Origin of the sequence: Nonomuraea sp. NPDC000554 (assembly GCF_040300065.1) — a bacterium.
In the GTDB taxonomy this organism is placed as follows: Bacteria; Actinomycetota; Actinomycetes; order Streptosporangiales; family Streptosporangiaceae; genus Nonomuraea.
This window is the reverse complement of the sequence record NZ_JBEPDC010000001.1, coordinates 474,122-490,534: the sequence shown is the minus strand read 5'-3', so window position 1 is coordinate 490,534 and position 16,413 is coordinate 474,122. Positions and strand designations below refer to the sequence as shown.

At 72.9% G+C, this 16,413-nt stretch carries 18 protein-coding genes; 10 read left to right on the top strand and 8 right to left on the bottom strand.

The features are described 5' to 3' along the window. Positions 1-2: 2 nt before the first annotated feature. The 4 genes from ABT294_RS02525 to ABT294_RS02510 all read right to left on the bottom strand — a co-directional run bounded on the left by ABT294_RS02525 (position 3) and on the right by ABT294_RS02510 (position 6,093). Positions 3-2,297, bottom strand: coding sequence for a transglutaminase TgpA family protein (locus tag ABT294_RS02525; RefSeq protein ID WP_350802999.1), 2,295 nt, complete (start codon positions 2,295-2,297; stop codon positions 3-5). Next, positions 2,285-3,409: a DUF58 domain-containing protein gene (locus ABT294_RS02520; RefSeq protein WP_350802998.1), complete on the bottom strand. Its 1,125-nt coding sequence runs from the start codon at positions 3,407-3,409 to the stop codon at positions 2,285-2,287. Before ABT294_RS02520 ends, ABT294_RS02525 begins: the two co-directional genes overlap by 13 nt. Next, entirely contained in the window at positions 3,406-5,571 is a 2,166-nt protein-coding gene (locus tag ABT294_RS02515; protein ID WP_350802997.1) for a hypothetical protein, read from the bottom strand. Before ABT294_RS02515 ends, ABT294_RS02520 begins: the two co-directional genes overlap by 4 nt. A gap of 96 nt (positions 5,572-5,667) precedes the next feature. Then, on the bottom strand, positions 5,668-6,093 hold the full coding sequence (locus ABT294_RS02510; protein ID WP_350802995.1) for a YbaB/EbfC family nucleoid-associated protein: 426 nt from the start codon (positions 6,091-6,093) through the stop codon (positions 5,668-5,670). 108 nt (positions 6,094-6,201) lie between these two features. Between ABT294_RS02510 and ABT294_RS02505 the strand changes: the two genes are divergently transcribed. Further along, positions 6,202-6,483 (top strand): hypothetical protein, encoded by a 282-nt coding sequence (locus ABT294_RS02505; protein WP_350802994.1) that lies wholly within the window; start codon positions 6,202-6,204, stop codon positions 6,481-6,483. Continuing rightward, positions 6,484-7,632: a hypothetical protein gene (locus ABT294_RS02500; RefSeq protein WP_350802992.1), complete on the top strand. Its 1,149-nt coding sequence runs from the start codon at positions 6,484-6,486 to the stop codon at positions 7,630-7,632. It begins immediately after the preceding gene. Between the two features lie 81 nt (positions 7,633-7,713). On the opposite strand, the gene ABT294_RS02495 is transcribed toward ABT294_RS02500, so the two are convergent. After that, positions 7,714-8,457, bottom strand: a complete 744-nt coding sequence (locus ABT294_RS02495; protein ID WP_350802991.1) for an aminotransferase class IV — start codon at positions 8,455-8,457, stop codon at positions 7,714-7,716. A 125-nt stretch (positions 8,458-8,582) separates the two neighbouring features. Here ABT294_RS02495 and ABT294_RS02490 point away from each other — a divergent pair, with 125 nt between their 5' ends. Continuing rightward, on the top strand, positions 8,583-9,389 hold the full coding sequence (locus ABT294_RS02490) for a tetratricopeptide repeat protein (protein ID WP_350802990.1): 807 nt from the start codon (positions 8,583-8,585) through the stop codon (positions 9,387-9,389). 10 nt (positions 9,390-9,399) lie between these two features. Here ABT294_RS02490 and ABT294_RS02485 read toward each other — a convergent pair whose 3' ends face one another. Then, positions 9,400-9,849, bottom strand: a complete 450-nt coding sequence (locus ABT294_RS02485; RefSeq protein ID WP_350802989.1) for an SRPBCC family protein — start codon at positions 9,847-9,849, stop codon at positions 9,400-9,402. A gap of 190 nt (positions 9,850-10,039) precedes the next feature. On the opposite strand from ABT294_RS02485, the gene ABT294_RS02480 reads away from it, so the two are divergent. The 5 genes from ABT294_RS02480 to ABT294_RS02460 are packed head-to-tail and all read left to right on the top strand — an operon-like array spanning position 10,040 to position 13,665. Continuing rightward, a complete protein-coding gene (locus tag ABT294_RS02480) occupies positions 10,040-11,086 on the top strand; it encodes an ABC transporter substrate-binding protein (protein ID WP_350802986.1) in 1,047 nt (348 codons plus the stop codon). Next, positions 11,083-11,907: an ABC transporter permease gene (locus ABT294_RS02475; RefSeq protein WP_350802985.1), complete on the top strand. Its 825-nt coding sequence runs from the start codon at positions 11,083-11,085 to the stop codon at positions 11,905-11,907. Before ABT294_RS02480 ends, ABT294_RS02475 begins: the two co-directional genes overlap by 4 nt. Beyond that, positions 11,883-12,593 (top strand): ABC transporter ATP-binding protein, encoded by a 711-nt coding sequence (locus tag ABT294_RS02470; protein ID WP_350802983.1) that lies wholly within the window; start codon positions 11,883-11,885, stop codon positions 12,591-12,593. The genes ABT294_RS02475 and ABT294_RS02470 overlap by 25 nt, the downstream gene beginning before the upstream one ends. After that, the gene (locus ABT294_RS02465; protein ID WP_350802982.1) at positions 12,590-12,775 is read left to right on the top strand and encodes a hypothetical protein; all 186 of its coding nucleotides are present in this window, start codon (positions 12,590-12,592) and stop codon (positions 12,773-12,775) included. The genes ABT294_RS02470 and ABT294_RS02465 overlap by 4 nt, the downstream gene beginning before the upstream one ends. Beyond that, positions 12,772-13,665 carry a hypothetical protein gene (locus ABT294_RS02460; RefSeq protein ID WP_350802981.1) on the top strand — a complete coding sequence of 298 codons (894 nt, stop codon included), beginning with the start codon at positions 12,772-12,774 and terminating at the stop codon, positions 13,663-13,665. The genes ABT294_RS02465 and ABT294_RS02460 overlap by 4 nt, the downstream gene beginning before the upstream one ends. A gap of 114 nt (positions 13,666-13,779) precedes the next feature. On the opposite strand, the gene ABT294_RS02455 is transcribed toward ABT294_RS02460, so the two are convergent. Next, complete coding sequence (locus ABT294_RS02455) at positions 13,780-14,241, bottom strand: MarR family winged helix-turn-helix transcriptional regulator (RefSeq protein ID WP_350802979.1); 462 nt, start codon at positions 14,239-14,241, stop codon at positions 13,780-13,782. 62 nt (positions 14,242-14,303) lie between these two features. On the opposite strand from ABT294_RS02455, the gene ABT294_RS02450 reads away from it, so the two are divergent. Then, a complete protein-coding gene (locus tag ABT294_RS02450; RefSeq protein WP_350802978.1) occupies positions 14,304-15,062 on the top strand; it encodes an SDR family NAD(P)-dependent oxidoreductase in 759 nt (252 codons plus the stop codon). A 25-nt stretch (positions 15,063-15,087) separates the two neighbouring features. On the opposite strand, the gene ABT294_RS02445 is transcribed toward ABT294_RS02450, so the two are convergent. Next, positions 15,088-15,510: a DUF6463 family protein gene (locus ABT294_RS02445; RefSeq protein ID WP_350802977.1), complete on the bottom strand. Its 423-nt coding sequence runs from the start codon at positions 15,508-15,510 to the stop codon at positions 15,088-15,090. Between the two features lie 88 nt (positions 15,511-15,598). Between ABT294_RS02445 and ABT294_RS02440 the strand changes: the two genes are divergently transcribed. After that, positions 15,599-16,180, top strand: coding sequence for a TetR/AcrR family transcriptional regulator (locus ABT294_RS02440; RefSeq protein ID WP_350802976.1), 582 nt, complete (start codon positions 15,599-15,601; stop codon positions 16,178-16,180). Positions 16,181-16,413: the final 233 nt, after the last annotated feature.

Genomic DNA, 16,413 nt, shown 5'->3' with positions numbered 1-16,413 from the left:
GCTCAGCGGACCAGGGAGGTGGGGGCCAGGCGGTGGAGGAGCCTGCGCCGGAGCGGTACGTGCCGTCTCACCAGGGCGTCAACGGCGGCGTGGTGGCGCCAGGCGGCGTCCGCCGTGACGTGGTCCACCGGGGTGTCGCCGAAGCCGGTGAGGTTGGCCAGCTCCGCCAGCCCGGTCAGCGGCTCCCAGGCGGCCTGGCCGAGGGCCGACGTGCCGAGGACGGCGACCTCGCCGGCCGTCAGCGCTCGTGACGCCGCCGGGACGCCTGCCACGCGCAGCCGCACCAGGGTCTGCCGCCACGCTCCCGCCAGCCGGACCCGCGGGTCGCGCGCCCGGCGGCGGACGGTCCGGCGCAGCGGCGGGAGCGCGAGCACCAGCAGGAGGTAGCCGGCCAGCAGGGTGGCCGCAGCGGCTCCGGCGAGCGGCAGCCAGGACGTCGCGGAGCCCGGCCTGCCGGGGCGCGGCGCCTGCGTGGGGGACGGCTTGGTGGGCGTCGGCGTGGGCTGCGGGCGGGCGTTGTCGGAGTTGAGCTGCTGTTCGATCTGTTGCTGCTGCTTGGACACGCCTTCCGCGACGTCCCCGCGCCGGCCCGAGCGGCTGCGGGACGGGGTCGGGTAGAACGGCACCCAGCCGATCCCGGCGAACTCGACCTCGGCCCAGGCCAGCACGTCCCCCGCCAGGACCTGCCGCGTACCGTCCTTGCCGGCGGCGCCGGGACGGAAGCCGACGACGACCCTGGTGGGCAGGCCGAGCGTGCGGGCGAGCAGCGCGTAGGAGGTGGCGAACTGCTCGGTGGTCCCCTTGCGCGACTCGGTGAGGAAGAACTGGATGCTGCGGTAGCTGTGCCCGGGGGGCGCGTTGACGTCGTTGACGGCGTGCTTGCGCAGGTAGGCCGCGAGCCCGGCCGCCTGCTGCATCGGGCTGGTGGCGCCGGACGTGGCGCGCCGGGCGACGGCGCGCAGGCGGGCCCGCTGCGGCGGGGTGCGGCCGTCGGGGCCGTCCGGCAGCTCCAGCGCCCGCGGGTTCGCGGTGGGGACGGCCTCGCGCAGCTCCGCGGCCGAGTAGCGGCGGACGTCCGAGGTCACCCGGTAGGTGATGCCCTCGCGCGGCGCGGCGGCGGCCAGCATGCCCGTCGCCGGGTCCACCAGCAGGCCGGTGCCGGAGACCTGGCGCGGGCGGTCCGCGGCCGGCAGCCACGGTCCGGGCAGCTTCTGCAGGGTGACCTGCTGCTGGACGACGTCCCGCGGGCCATCGCCGTCCTGGACGGGAACCCGGCCGCCGGTGGGGACGAACCCGGCGCTGGACGTCCAGGTGACGCCGTCGAACCGGTCGAGGACGGCCAGCCGCCAGTTCTCCTCCGCCGCGGACCGGACCGTGAACAGCTCCCGGTAGGGGTTCTGCAGCCACCCGGACACCTGGTCGAGCGGGCTCATCCCCTTGATCGGACGGGCCGGGGGCGGCTCCACCAGCTGCCGGACGTCGTACGGCCGGGCCGCCCGCGGCAGCACCGGGCCCGCGGCGACGGCCACCAGCGTGAGGCAGACCAGCAGCGGCACCCCCAGCAGGACCGTCCGCACCGAACCGGCGGCCCGTACCAGCGCCAGCAGCAGCACCAGCCCGGCGAACACCGCCACGGACGGCAGCCGCGACCCCGCCCCGCCCACGCCGAGCACCACGGCGACGGCCAGCACCAGCACGGCCGGCGCGGCGGGCAGGACGACCGTCCGGGTCCTGAGCGCGAGCTCGGCTCCCGCGACGGCTGCCACCCACACCAGGAAGTGCGCGAAAACCACGGTCCGGCCGGCGTCGTCGGCGGGCAGGATCGTGGTGAGCAGCGCCTTCCACGCGTCGCGCACCCCGAGCAGCGCCGCCCGCACGCTCGCCGGACTCGGCACGAACCCGGCGAACGCCTCCGCCCGGTACACGGTCGCCGACACCGCCACCAGCCACGCCAGCGCGCTCACGGACAGCCCCGCCCGCAACGGCACGCGCCCGCCGCCGCCGGCCACCGGCAGCCGCCATGCGAGCAGCGCCGACAGCACGCAGGGCGCGACCGAGGCCACGACCACCACCGGGACCAGCGCGCCCAGCGTGAACACGCCGTCGAACGCCAGCCCCGCCGCGCAGGCCAGCAGCGCGACGACGCTCACGGCCGCCACCCGCCGGACCTCGCCCCCCGGATCGGGCCGCGGGGCCTCCCGGCCGGTGCCCTCCTGCCGGATCGCGCCGGGCAGGGGGACCCCGTTCGCGGCGCCGACGTCGGCGCGGTCTCCGGACGGCGGTGCTACAGCGGCCATGCCGCCGCCAGGTCCTCCAGGTCGGTCACCTCGATCACCGTCGCCCCTGCCACGGCGAGCGGGTCGTCGTCCTCCGGGTCGCGTACCCACACGCACACCACCTGGTCGAAGCGCCGCCGCACGGACGCCGCGCCCGCGAGCGCCGCCCGGCTCCCGCTGACCAGCACCAGCGAGCCGCACGAGCCCGCCCGGCGCGCCGCGTCGGACGGGGCCTGCGCCGCCGCCGAGCGTTCCACCAGGGCGAGCCGGTCGAGCACCTCCTCGGCCTCCTCCGGCCCGCCCCGGACGTTCAGCAGCTCCCCGTCACCGGTGAGCAGCCGCAGCGGGAACCGGTTGCGCGCCACCGACCAGGCCACCGAGGCGACGGCGTCCACGGCCAGCTCGAACTCGTCGTCACCGCTGTAGGAGGCGTCCCGCGTGTCGAGGACGGCGGTCGTGTGCGGCAGGTTGACGTCCACCAGCTCCTTGACCATGAGCACGCCGGTGCGGGCCGTGGAACGCCAGTGGATGTGGCGCAGGTCGTCGCCGATGACGTAGTCGCGCACCCCGTTGAAGGTGATCGTCCCGCTCGGCGCGGAGCGGGACGCGAGGCCGTCGAGGTGGCGCTGCCTGCCGGAGTTCAGCGGCCCGAGCGCGACGGTCCTCGGCCGCACCAGGAGCGTGTCCGGCTGCCCGTAGGACGTGGTGCGCCGGGCCAGGCCGAACGGGTCGGCGCGGTCCAGTCGCAGCGGTCCGACCGGCGTCTCGCCGCGCCTGCGCGTGGGCAGCCGGTAGGACACGGTCTTGGAGGCGCCTGTCGCCAGCGACGGCAGGTCCACCGCGATGGCGGTGTCGCGGCAGGCGTCCAGGGCCCTGAGACCGTCGCGACGGCGGCGGCCGGTGTTGGTGACGTGCAGCATGGCGATGGCGGGCTCGCCCCTGGCCACCTTGGCGGGGGCGAGGTCGCGGCGGACCCGGAGCCGGGGGCGGCGGAGCGTCCACAGCAGGCTCGCGCCGACGGCGGCCACCCCGGCCGCCGACAGCGTCGCCGCCTGCTGGTAGCCCAGCGGCGCCCCGGCTGCGTACAGCAGCGCGGACGCGGCCAGCGTCCCCCAGCCCGCCTTGGTGATCATTCGCACTCCCAGAGGGGGGCGGCCGGATATCCCCCCTTGGGCGTCTCCATGAGCGCGTCGTTGAGCCAGCCGTTGCCGCGGCTGGACTCCACCTTGTTCCAGACGTCGCTGCTCATGCCGGTGTCGGCGTCGGTGTAGGACGCGCCCTTGGTCTGGCAGATCACGGTCATCGTGATGTACTCGCCCTTCGGGATCCGCCCCACCTCGGCCCCCGCCGACGGCCCGCCGCGGATCAGAGTGTCGCGATTGTTGTTGTTGGCGTTGCGGAACTGGGCGGGAGGCGGTTGCAGCGACGCCCGCGCCTCGGCCTTCTCCTGGCTCTCGCCCGCGGCGTTCTTGGCCCGTAAGGTCCAGGTGTAGTCCTGGCCGTTCCGCAGGCCCGTCACCTCGGCGCTGGTGCCGTCCGGGGTGCCGGGGTGCTGGCCGGGGCCGTCGAGGACGTAGCTGACGTCCTTGGCGTTCTCCGGGGCCGACCAGGTGAGGTCCGCGCCGTGGTTCTTGCCCTTCGCCTCGAAGCCCGCGGGCCTGCCGGGCGCCACGCAGGGCCGTACCGGGATGGTCGGCTCGGAGACCGACTCGCCGCCCTTGTACTCGGCCACGACCCGGAACGTGTACTCCTGGTCGCACTGCCCGCCGGTCACCCGGAACTGGAAGGGCCCGTCGGGCTGGACCCGGTTGGGAGTGACGTCCGCGCCGCCCGGCGCGCCCCTGAGCGTGTAGGCGGTGACGGTTCCCTGCCTGGACGGGGTGAAGACGATCTCCATCCAGCCGGGCCCGGAGTTCGCCGTGACGGAGCCCGGCGGGCCGGGCGTCTCGGTCGGCGTGGGGGTGGGAGTCGGCGTCGTGGTCGGCGTGGACGTCGGCGTGACCGTGACGGTCACCGTCGGCTTGGGCGTGGCGGTCGCCGTCGCCCTTGTCGGCCTGGTGGTGGGCTTGCCGGTCGGGTTCGCGGTCGGGTTCGCCGTCGCCCTGGTAGGCACGGTGGTCGGCGGGACGATCGCGGACGTGTCCGTCGGGACGGGCAGCGGGGTCGGGGTGTCCTTCTGGCCGAGCGCCTCGTCGTACTTGCCGACCCGGTGCGACCTGCCGTCCTCCTCGATGACCAGCGCCGCCTCGCTGAACTGGTCGTTCACCCAGAGCAGGCCGTCCTTGACGAACACCTCCAGCGGCCCGGCCTTGCCCGTCACCACCTTGTCGGCCTCGAACGCCTTGGTCACCGTGTCGTAGACGATGAGCCGCCCGGTGCTCTCGTCGGCGAGGTAGACACGCCGGCCGAGCGCCTGCGGCGCGCCCAGCTTGCCGCCCTTGACCGAGACGGTGGTGAGAGCGCCGCTGGCGGTGTCCACCAGCACGAGCGCGCCCTGCTTCGGGGCGAGCATCGGGACGGTGACGCCCTCCGCCACCGCGGGCACCAGCATCCCGCCGCGCCCGGCCTCCGTCACCGTGCTGGGCAGGCTCACCGTGAGCCGGGCGCCGGTCGGGCCGATCACCATGGCCGACGCGCTGGCGGCGTTGGTGACGAGGGGCACGCCGCCGGCCATGGTCAGCGTCAGCGGGTCACCGGGCTCACCCACGGAGACGGGCTTGCCCTGCTGGGCGCCGTTGATCTGGGCGAGCGTCCCGTCGCCGGGGACCGGCACCCACAGGGTGCCGTTCTTGTCGATGCCCGCCTGGCCGAGCGGCGGCTTCAGGGTGATCGGCGCGCCGACGGTGGCCAGCGACGTCGGGTCCATCTGCTGGACGGTGCCCGCCTTCGGGTCCACCGCGTACGCCTTGCCCGCGCCCATCGTGAGCTGCGTGCCGCCCGCGCCGACGTCCTTGGTCTGCGCGACGTCGAGCTGGGTCGGGTCGATGCGGCTGACCTCGCCCGTCGACTCGTTCACGACGAGCACGCTGGTGCCGTCCTGGACGACCTTGAGCGGGTCGCTCTTCGCGGAGGCGAGGTCCACGCGGCCGTCCACCTGCCCGGACAGGCCGTTGGCGTGCACGACCTCGCCGTTGAGCGCGCTCGCCAGCCACGCGCCGACGTCGGCGAGCTTGGGACGGGCACTGGACACGCCCGTGCTGACGAAGACCGCGACGCCTGTCAGCACGACGACGAGGGCGAGCGCCACCACACCGGCGATGCGGCGTCTCGTCGCCTTCTGCCACTGAATGGCCAACCGTTTCACATCCTGTGACATTTGGGCCCATGCGTGCGCGGACACCCTAGAACGGCGCGGCCGGCCGGCGGCGACCCTTCAAACAACCTCGAAATGTCAGGCTGGGTTCCTGCGTAGTTCCTCGATGGCCTGCAACTGCACGTCCAGCGACGACTCGAAGGACTCCAGGACGCGGCCGAAGCGCTCCTCGACGGCCGCCGGGTCGGCGAGCGGCTCGCCCAGCGTCTCGGCCATCACCGTCCTGACCTTGCCGTCGGCGTCGTCCTGCGCCTGCTGAGCGGCTTTGAGTAACTCCTCGGCGAGCTTCTGGCTGTCCAGCCGCATGGCTCGCGGGGCCAGCTCGATCCCGGTGAGCCGCCCGTTGGCGTCCGAGCTGACGCGCACCTGCCCGTCTGCGGACTCGCCCCGGCCCACCAGCCCGCCGACCTCGCCGCGGATGCCTTCGATACGCGCCAGCATGTCCTCGGCCTGGGCGGTGATGCGCTCCAGATCCTCAGGACGGAATTCGTCAAAACCGTTCACTTCACGAACCCTTCCAAACTCGGGACGCTTTCCCGCTCCATTTCGCGAAAAATTGAAGTGTGAGGTGATTCATTGATTTGTTGCCTTTTGTTACGGCACGGTGAACCCATGAGCGACGGGATCAGGATCGAACCGGAAACACTCCTTGACGCGGCCCGCGCGTGCGAGGAGACCGGGAACGGCCTGCGGCCCGCCGTCGACGACTTCCGGACCTCCGCCGCGCCCACCGACGACTGCTTCGGCCTCGTGGAGCGAGGCTCCCAGGAGCTGGCCGAGTCCTACCGGGACTTCCACGCCGAACTGCTCGCCTTCGCCGAGGACCTCACCGCCAAGCTGGCGGAGACGGCCACCGGCCTGCGGGAGAGCGCCCGCAGCCAAGGAGGAGGCTGAGTGCCCAGTCCTTTCGACCCCGTCCTCGACCTGGTCAGGACGCTGCGCAACGCGGTCGCGTCCCTCGGGGACGAGCGACAGGAGCAGCGGCTCGCCGTCATGGCCGCCTCCTGCCTGCGGCTCAAGGAGGCCATGGAGCAGGCCGGCCAGCGCCTCGCCCCCGTCCCGAACTCCCTGGACGGTTGGGTGGGCGACGACGCGAACACCTTCCGCGCCAAGTGGGCGGACCACCTCGACCCCCGGTTCAGGCGGGAGGCCATCGGCCACCTCGACACGGCCGCCCAGGTGCTCCGGCAGTCGATCGAGGCCACCCGCAAGACCAGGCAGGCGGTCGAAGAGCTGATCAGGTCACTGCTGATCTCGGTGGCCGCCGGCGGCGCGGTCGCCCTCGCGTCGGCGGGTGTGAGCACGTTCGCGGCCTGGGCGTCGTCGGCCGCGACCGCCGCCCGCGGCGCCGCCACCGCCACGAACATCCTCAGCAGGTTCTTCGCCCTGCGCAGGGCCGCCGCGGCCGTCGTGCGCGGACTGGCGGCCGTCGGCAGGTCGCGCCTGGTGCGCGGGCTGGCCATGTACGGCTCGCGCGGCTTCGGCCGGACGGCCCTGGAGGCGCTGAAGAAGTACGGCCAGATCTACGGCTGGTCGGCCGGCGGCAACCTGCTCGCCGGAGGCGTGGCCAGAGGCGCCTTCGGCCAGAACCCGCTGGACGTCTCCATCCTGTCGCTGGCCCAGACCGCCAACGCCTCGACCGTCGCCGGGCTGACCGGCCCCCTGGGCGCGACCAGCGCGTTCACCCGGCTCAACGCCGTCAGCCCGATGACGCACAACGTGACGATGGGCGCGATCGCGGGCGGCGTGCCCGCGTTCTGGAACGCCAGGATCGAGGGCAAGTCGTGGGGCCAGACGTGGAGCGACGTCGCGCTGTTCGCCGGCATCGCGGGCGGCTTCAACGGGGCCGTCGGGCGGCTGTTCAACCCCGGGCCGGGGCAGTGGGGCGTGCCGTCGCCCGGATGGTTCGGGAAGCTGCCGCCGATGGCGCAGAGTTCGCTGCTCGGCTTCGCGCCCAGCGTCGGGCTCAGGCTCGCGGTGCCGTTCGCCCCGTCGGCCCCGCCGCTCCGCGTCCCGGACCCGCCCGCCCTGCCGCCGTCCTAGCGTGTCCTTGACCGGCCTGCTCGGCCGCGGCCGTCACGGCGCGTCCTGGCTGGCCTGCTCCGCCGCGACCGGCGCGGCGCGTTACAGCGCATCCCATGGTGTCGCCTCGTAGGCGCCGACGACCGTGGCCACGGCCTCGTCGTTCACCTTGAGGGTGACGTCGTCCACCTGGCCGACGGCCACGACCCCGTGCGAGTTGCTCAGGAACACCGCCTCGAAGCCCGGCAGGTCGGCCACGCGGAGCACCCGCCTCTCCGACGGGATGCCGGACACCTCCAGCAGCCGCATCGTGATGCCGCGCAGCATCGGGGCGTCGGGCCAGACGATCCGTGAGCCGTCGAAGCAGCCCAGGTTCGTGATCGAGCCCTCGGAGATCACTCCGTCGTCGCCGGTGAAGAGCGCCTCGTCGAACCCCTCCGCCTGCACCTGCCTGCCCAGGTAGCCCTGGGCGAAGCCGCCCGTGTGCTTGACGTGCGCGAGGAAACGCTGATGACGGACCGACCTGAGCCGCTGCGGGACCGTCGCGACCTGGGCGGGTGGCGCGGCCGTGGCGATCACCCGCAGCCGGTCCACCTCGCACACGTACACCCGCACGCTCGCGTCGTCCCGGTCGAGGACCGTGCGGATCGAGTCGAGGACGAGGTCGCGGTCGAGCTCCTGGCCGAAGAGCTCTCTGGTCGCCGAGTCCAGCCTGTCGAGGTGGAAGGCGAGGCCGCGCACCCGCCGTCCGCGCACCTGCATGGCCGTGAAGTGCCCGTACCGGGCGGTGACGGCCAGCGCCACGTCCCCGGCGCCCGCCGGCCGCCCATCGATCACCGTGTTCACAAACTGGAACATACCCTGCCAAGTGCCGCCCACGGGAGCCGCCCGGCGGCGGCCACCCCAGGGTTCTGCACGCCCGGAAAACGGCGCTGAGCAGGCGCGCCCGCGACGCCTTCGTGCTGCGGGACGTGATCGCGCTCGACCGCGACGGCAACGAGAGCCTGCGCCTGTTCCGGCAGCTCGGCGACCGGTGGGGGCAGCTCCAGGCGGTGGAGTGGCTGGGCGGCCTGGCCGAGATGAGCGCCGACCCCGACGAGGCCAACCGGCTGTTCGAGGAGGGGCTGCGGATCGCCGAAGAGCTGGGCCTGTGGCCGGAGGTCGCGCGGCGGATCTCCTGGCTCGGCTGGGTGGCGCTGCAGTCCGGGAAGTACGGGCGAGCCATGGAGCACTGCGAGCGGGCCATGCGGCTGGCGATCGGCCAGGGCTACAAGGAGGGCGAGATCATGGCCGAGATGGGGCTCGCCTTCGCCGCGCGCCGGGCGGGCGAGCTGGACCTCGCCGAGAAGCACCTCAACCACCTGCTGGAAGGCGTCCCGAGGGACCCCGACGGGGAACCGCTCCTGCACGTCCCGACGACCCTCGTCGAGCTGGGTTTCCTGCACGAGCGCCGCGGCGACGTCGCGACGGCCCGCGACCTGCAACGGGAGGCGATCGTCGCCGCGCAGAAGGTGGGCGACCCCGCCACGACGGCCCTCGCCGCGGAGGGGCTGGCCTCGGCGCTGGCGGCATCGGGCAGGCACGAGCGGGCCGCCCGCCTGCTGGGCCTGGCCGCCGCCGCCCGCGAGGCCGGCCAGACCCCGGCGGGGATCGCGGACGCCGCGGAGCTCGAGCGGGTCGCGTCCCGCGCCCGCGAGGCGCTCGGCGACGCCGCGTTCACCGCCGAGTACGAGCAGGGCACCAGGCTGAAACCCGAGGACGCGGCCGGCCTGGCCTGATCCCCGCCGTTCACTGCCGGATGAGGTGCTCGCCCAGCTGGTCGAAGAACTCGATCCAGCCGGCCTTGGCCTGCTCGGCGTGGGCCGCGTCGGTGTTGACGCCGAACTGGTGGAAGCGCATCTCGGTCTTGCCGTCGAGGTCGGTGAGGGTGAGGGTGACGACGGAGGCGGGGCCGTCGCCGGGGTTGTCGGGGTCGCCGGTGGTGAAGACGAGCCGGTGGGGGGCGTGGATCTCGCGGTAGACGCCGTTCAGCGTCACCTCGAACCCGCCGTCTCCGACCAGCGTGGCCTGCCATGTCCCGCCGGGGCGGACGTCCAGGACGACCTTCTCCTCGGGGGTGGCCATGGCGCGCGGCCCGAACCACTGGGCGAAGCGGGCCGGCTCGGTCCAGGCGGCGTAGACGTCCTGGCGGGAGGCGTCGAAGACCCGGGTGATCTCGTACTCGGCGGTCTGGCTCATCGTGGTGTCCTTCGGTGGTGTTCGGCTGATGTCTTCGACGATGCCGGACGGGGCTTACGGTCTCCTTCGCGCCGGCTTAAGGTCGGGTATTTCCGGTAAAACCAGTAGGAAATGTTGATTTAACGGGTGGAGTCTGCCTATCGTGGCGAGCGCGAGTCCCCGCATCCGCGTTGCCGAAGGGCTTCCCCGTATGCCTGTTCCCCTGCTGTTCCGTCCCGCGCTCGCCGCGCTCCTGCTGATCACCGCCCTGGCCGCGTGCGGCGACGGGAAGCAGGCGGCGACCCTCGCGGCCGGCGCGCCGCTGCCCACGACCGTCCCGAAGGGGACCACGCTGAGAGTCGGAGACCCCGTCACCAAGGTGGCGCTCCAGCTCTCCGGCGAGCTCGACGCGTTCTCGTTCGACATCGAGTGGGCCAACATCAGCGGCGGCCCGCAGACCAGCGAGGCCTTCAGGGCCGACGCGCTGGACGTCGGCGCGGTCGCCGACATCCCCGCGATCCACGCGACCTGGACGGGCCTCCCCGTGAAGATCGTCGCTTCCAAGTTCCGCAAGGACCCGCTCGCGCATCCCGTCTACGAACTCGGGATCGCGCCCGGCGCCGGCGTGCAGACCCTCGCCGACCTGCGGGGCAAGAAGATCGCCTACAGCCCCGGCCAGGCGCAGGGCGCACTGGTGCTCCGGGTGCTGAAGAAGGCCGGGCTCACCAAGAAGGACGTCACGCTGGTCGAGCTGCCGAGCACCGGCGACGTCTACCCGAACGCGCTGGCCGCCAGGCAGGTGGACGTGGCCCCGCTCGGCGGCGTCTACATCAGGCGGTACCTGGCCAAGTTCGGCAAGGACGGCGCCGCCACGATCAGGCACGGCCTGCGCGACGACCCCGGTCACCTGTACGTGCGCACCTCCACCCTCCAGGACCCGGCCAAGGCCGCCGCGATCCGCGAGTACGTCGCCGCGTGGGCGCGGGCCTCGGTCTGGGCCTACGAGCACCCCAAGGAGTGGATCGACGGCTACTACGTCAAGGACCAGGGGCTGAGCGCCGCCGACGGCCAGTACCTGGTGGACCTCGCGGGCGAGCCCGACCTTCCCGCCGACTGGTCCGACGCGATCGCCCGGCACCAGGAGACGGTGGAGATCCTCGCCGCGGAGACCGGCAACCCGGTCCTGAACGCGCGGGACCTGTACGACCTGCGGTTCCAGTCCGTCGAAGCCGACGCGATCAAGGACGGTGTGCGATGACCCTCGTCGCCACCCGGCCCGCCGCGGTCGCACGGGCCAGGGCCCGGCGGGGGCTGCGTCCCGGCCCGGCGCTCAGGTTCGGCTCCCTGGTCGGCCCGTCCCTGCTGCTCGCGCTCTGGGCGGTGGGCTCCGCCACGGGCCTGCTCGACCCGCGCTTCCTGTCCGCGCCCTGGACCGTCGTCGCCTCGGCCGCGGACCTCGTCGAGAGCGGCAGGCTCCAGGACAACCTGCTGACCTCCGTCCGGCGGGTCGCCCTCGGCCTGGCCCTCGGCGTGCCCGTGGGCACGGTGCTGGCGCTGGTGTCGGGGCTCAGCCGCTGGGGCGAGGCCGTCATCGACGGGCCGATCCAGATCAAGCGGGCCATCCCGGCGCTCGCGCTGATGCCGCTGCTCATCCTCTGGCTGGGCATCGGCGAGGTGATGAAGGTGACGGTGATCGCCGTCGGCGTGCTCGTCCCGATCTACATCCACACGCACAACGGGCTGCGCGGCATCGACAGCCGCTACGTCGAGCTGGCCGAGACCGTGAACCTGCGCCGCGGGACGTTCGTCCGCAAGGTCGTGCTGCCGGGCGCGCTGCCCGGATTCCTGCTCGGCATGCGGTTCGCCGTGACGACGGCCTGGCTGTTCCTGGTGGTGGCCGAGCTGATCAACTCCACCAGCGGCATCGGCTACCTGATGGACCTGGCCCGCACCTACGGGCAGACGGACGTGATCCTCGTCGGCATCGTGCTCTACGGCCTGCTCGGGCTGTTCTCGGACGCCGCGGTCCGCCTCGTCGAGAGGAGGGCGCTGTCGTGGCGGCGTACCCTGGCGAGTTGACCGCCGCGCCCGCCGTCCGGATCGAGAGGCTGACGCGCGGCTACGGCGACAGGAAGGTCCTGGACGAGCTGGACCTGGAGATCCCGGCGGGCGAGTTCGTGGCGCTGCTCGGCCAGAGCGGGTCGGGCAAGTCCACCCTGCTCAGGGCGCTGGCCGGGCTCGACCACGACGTCGCGGGCAGCGGCCTGGCCGAGGTGCCCGACCAGGTGTCCGTGGTGTTCCAGGACGCGCGGCTGCTGCCCTGGCAGCGTGTGCTCGACAACGTCGTGCTCGGCCTCGACGGAGCCGAGGGCAAGGGACGCGACAGCCTGGCGGAGGTCGGGCTCGGCGGGCGCGAGCGGGCCTGGCCGTACCAGCTGTCGGGCGGCGAGCAGCAGCGGGTGGCGCTGGCCAGGTCCCTGGTGCGGGAGCCGCAGCTGCTGCTCGCCGACGAACCGTTCGGCGCGCTCGACGCGCTCACGCGCATCAGGATGCACGCGCTGCTCCGCCGCCTGCACCAGCAGCACCGCCCGGCCGTGCTGCTGGTGACGCACGACGTGGACGAGGCCATCGCACTCGCCGACCGGGTGCTCGTCCTCCGGGACGGACGCATCGCCGCGGAACAGCGGCTCGGCCCCGGCAGGAGCAGCACCGAGACCAGGGCCGAGCTGCTGCGGGCGCTCGGCGTGACAGGAGGAGCCCTGTGAGACAGCTCGTCTACCCCGCGGGCCACCACGAGGCGGCCTGGCGCTACCGGGGCGCCGAGCCGCACCGCGTGCTGGACGAGCACCCCGTGCACGCCGAGCGGTACGCCGGGGCGCACGGGTTCCTGGAGGTGGTGACCGCGCTCTGGGACGACCTCCCCAGACCGGCTAGCCAGTACGCGTGACGATTGACCATACTTCGTTCAACGTAGTATGGTCTGTGCTCATGCCGAGAAGATCATTGGCGCTGGCCGCCCTCGCCCTTGTCGCCGGTTGCGGGGGCACCGGCGCCGCCGCGCAGCCGTCCGCCAGTCCCACCTCGACCCAGGGCAGGGATTTCCAGATCCAGACCCTGAAGGCGGACTGCATGAAAGGAAAGGGGTTCAAGTATGTCGCCTGGGTCTATCCCGACGTGCCCCTTACCGACGAGGATGAGCAGCGTCTCTCCCCTGACTTCGCGACACGGAAGGCGTATCGCGAAACGCACGGCTACGACATCATGTACCGCCAGATCCACGGGCGGCCCGAGGGCGCCAAGGACGCCCCGGTCGACCCCAACGGCGCCATCAGGGACGACCTGTCGCCCGCCCAGCAGAAGGCCTACGGAACGGCCTCGGACGGGTGCGAGGCCGAGGCGATCAAGAAGGTCACCGGCAAGGTCGTGACGTCCGCAGGCGACTTGGTGCAGCAGATGAACAAGCTGTACGCCCAGCGCATGAAGCGCGAACTCGACGGCGACCCGCAGCTCGTCGAACTCGCCACGGCCAAGGCCGACTGCCTCACCGCCAAGGGCTACCAGGTGAGCTCGACCAAGCCGACGCTCATGGGGGACTGGGGCAGACAGTCCGTCGAACGGGAACTTCACGAGCGTGCCAGGAAGGAGGACAAGGACATTCCCCCCTACGACCCCGACAGCGGAGTGGCGTACGGGACCACCAGGCTGACCGATCAGGAAAAGCGTCAGTACCTGCAGAAAGAGATCAAGACGGCGGTCGACGACATCGAGTGCGGCAAGGACTTCGACGCCGCCTTCTCGCCCAAGGCCACGCAGATCTGGGAGCGGGTCAGTCAGTAGCGCGCAGACCCTTGAAGGTGACCGCGCCCCCGTGGCTGCCCCTTCGCTTGCGGTCGGCGATCGGGTCCTCGCGCTCGGAGTGGCGGCGTGCGCGCCGTTCCTCGCGCGTCGGTGTCACTCCTCGCTCAGGACGGATTCCCCGACGACCCGGCGGAGCCGGTCGTTTGCCCGCTCGAGTGCGGCGATCGCGACCTCGCGCTGCTCCTCGCTCGTGTCGCCCATCGCCAGTTCGGCCAGCTCGGCCCACGCGCGTTCGATGTCGGGCACGAGCTCGTGCCCGGCGTCCGTGACCACGATGCGCACCTGGCGGCGATCCGTGGCGACGGGCTCGCGCCGGAACCATCCGCCGCTCTCCAGCCGAGCCAGGCTGCGGGTCGCGGTCGGCGGCTCGATGCCGAGCCGCGCCGCCAGCTCCGAGACCGTGATCCCCTCACGTTCCTGCGCCAGGAACCACAGCAGCACATCCTGCCCGGGGTGCAGCCCGAGCGCCGCGAGCTTGCGGGCCTTCGCGGCGCGGTAGAGCTTGCTCATCTTGTTCAGCGCCCGGTTGACGCGGATCGCCTCGCTTGCATCCACGTCCCTCATTGTACTAGGTATATAGTCGGCTAATAGATAGTCGGCTAACTATTGGAGGGACAATGGATCTCGGTCTCGACGGTCGGGTCGTGCTGGTCACCGGGGCGTCCGGCGACATCGGCTCGGCGATCGCCAGGATGTTCGCGGAGGAGGGCGCGCTCGTCGCCGCGGGCTGGCACAGCGACGAAGGGCGGGCGCGCGCCGTCGTCGACGCCATCACGCAGGCGGGTGGGAAGGGCACGACGGTCCGGATCGACCAGCGTGACCGCGACTCGGCGCAGGCGGCGGCGCGCCAGGTCGAGCGCGAGCTCGGCGACATCGCGGTCCTGTTCGCCAACGCGGTCGTCTGGCCCACGTGGACACCGGAGACGTGGGACACCCTGACGGACGGTTTCACCGCGAATGTGACAGGGACGCTGGCCATGATCGACGCCGTCCTCCCCGGCATGAGGGCTGCCGGGTGGGGGCGGTTGGTGGTGATCTCGTCCGACGTGGTCGACCAGCCGATGCCCGCGGGCGTGGCGTACCCGGCCGCCAAGGGGGCGCTGGAGACGGCGGTGAAGGTGCTCGCCACCCGGGAGGCTCGGCACGGCGTCCTCACCAACGTCGTCAGGCCCGGCTTCACGCTGACGGACCGGGCCCTGACCGCGCCCAGGTTCGGGCAGGAGGCCGTCGACGCCGAGGGCGCCAAGACGCCGACCGGCCGCATCTGCACCCCGGAGGACGTCGCCTCGGCGGTCGCCTACCTCGGTTCGGCCGCGAACGGGCACGTCAACGGCGAGGTCCTCTCGGTGGCGGGCGGACGACACCTGACCCGCTAGCGGCCGAGCGGCGCCGGCGGCGTCCTCATGCGGCCGCCGCCCGCTGCTTGCGCCAGGCCGCCAGCAGCATGGCCGCCGGTACGACCCCGAGCACGAACGGGGACGGCTCGAAGACGACCGCCGCCACCAGCGCCCAGATCGCCACGACGACCGCGACGTACGGCGGCGGGACCTGCCCGATCTTGGCCATCCTGGCGACGAAGGCGCCCAGCAGCCCCAGGGGGACGGCGAAGCTGCCCCAGAAGATCCAGAACCCGGCGCCGTCCGGGCCCAGCGTGGCGAGGTCGTCCAGCCCGCGCGGGGTCATCCACAGCCCGCCGGTGAGCCAGCCGGTCACGTGCCGCGCGTTGGCCACTCCGGTCAGCGCCAGGTGCAGGCAGGAGAGGGTCGCCAGGATTCGTCCCGCCCACAGCGCGCTCGTTACGGAAACCTTAGTATCGGAACTCATAGTTCCGAATCTTGCTCCTGGTGAGCTTGGCGCGCAATGTCGGCTGCGTCACACATTACGGAACTATGAGTTCCGTAGAATGTCCGGCATGACGACACGGAGCGGACGGCCCCGCGAGGGACGGGTGGACGAGGCGATCGCGGCGGCGGCGCGCGAACTGCTGGCCGAGCAGGGGTACGCGCAGCTCACCGTGGACGCGGTCGCCGCCAGGGCGGGCGTGGGCAAGGCCGCGATCTACCGCCGCCACGCCACCAAGCAGGGGATGATCTTCTCGGCCGTGATGCACGACCTGGCCCTGGTCGCGCCCCCCGACGCGGGCTCCCTGCGGGCCGACCTCGCCGCGCTGACCGGCGAGATCGTCGCCACCCTGGCCGTGCCCGCCGCCGACGCCGTGCCGGGGCTGCTCGCGGACGTCCACGCCGACCCGGCGCTGGCGGCCGCGTTCACGAGCACCTTCGTCGCCGCCGAGCGGGCCTGCGTGACCGAGGTCCTGGATCGGGCGGTCGCGCGCGGCGAGCTGCCGAGCCGCCCCGATCCCGTCACGGTGCACGCGCTGCTGCTCGGCCCGATCTTCGCCTGGCTCTTCCTTCTCGTCGAGGACCGCGACGCGCTGCCCGGATTCGCCGAAACGGTCGCGGAGGCGGCGGCGTGCGCGCTGGAGCGCGCTTGACGGCCTGGTTTCCGACCGTCTCTCGCTCCTCGACCTGGCCCCCATCCCGTCAGGAGGCACGCTGCCGGCCGCCGCCTGGGCCGGGTCACGTCGCCGCCGTCTCCCCCCGACACAGCCCGCCACCTGCCGTTTCACCACTCCTCACGCCCGCAGCCCGTCGTCTGCCAGGTGCTCGCCGCCACCCGTACCCTCTGGGCCGTCCCGGCTGCGCTGCCCGGATTGTCGGTGACGAT

Excerpts from the sequence above, each read along its gene's own strand:
- ABT294_RS02505 (WP_350802994.1), top strand. The coding sequence starts at position 6,202 with ATGAGCGACGGGATCAGGATCGAACCGGAAACACTCCTTGACGCGGCC.
- ABT294_RS02485 (WP_350802989.1), bottom strand. The coding sequence starts at position 9,849 with ATGAGCCAGACCGCCGAGTACGAGATCACCCGGGTCTTCGACGCCTCC.
- ABT294_RS02480 (WP_350802986.1), top strand. The coding sequence starts at position 10,040 with ATGCCTGTTCCCCTGCTGTTCCGTCCCGCGCTCGCCGCGCTCCTGCTG.
- ABT294_RS02525 (WP_350802999.1), bottom strand. The coding sequence starts at position 2,297 with ATGGCCGCTGTAGCACCGCCGTCCGGAGACCGCGCCGACGTCGGCGCC.
- ABT294_RS02520 (WP_350802998.1), bottom strand. The coding sequence starts at position 3,409 with ATGATCACCAAGGCGGGCTGGGGGACGCTGGCCGCGTCCGCGCTGCTG.
- ABT294_RS02475 (WP_350802985.1), top strand. The coding sequence starts at position 11,083 with ATGACCCTCGTCGCCACCCGGCCCGCCGCGGTCGCACGGGCCAGGGCC.
- ABT294_RS02440 (WP_350802976.1), top strand. The coding sequence starts at position 15,599 with ATGACGACACGGAGCGGACGGCCCCGCGAGGGACGGGTGGACGAGGCG.
- ABT294_RS02450 (WP_350802978.1), top strand. The coding sequence starts at position 14,304 with ATGGATCTCGGTCTCGACGGTCGGGTCGTGCTGGTCACCGGGGCGTCC.
- ABT294_RS02445 (WP_350802977.1), bottom strand. The coding sequence starts at position 15,510 with ATGAGTTCCGATACTAAGGTTTCCGTAACGAGCGCGCTGTGGGCGGGA.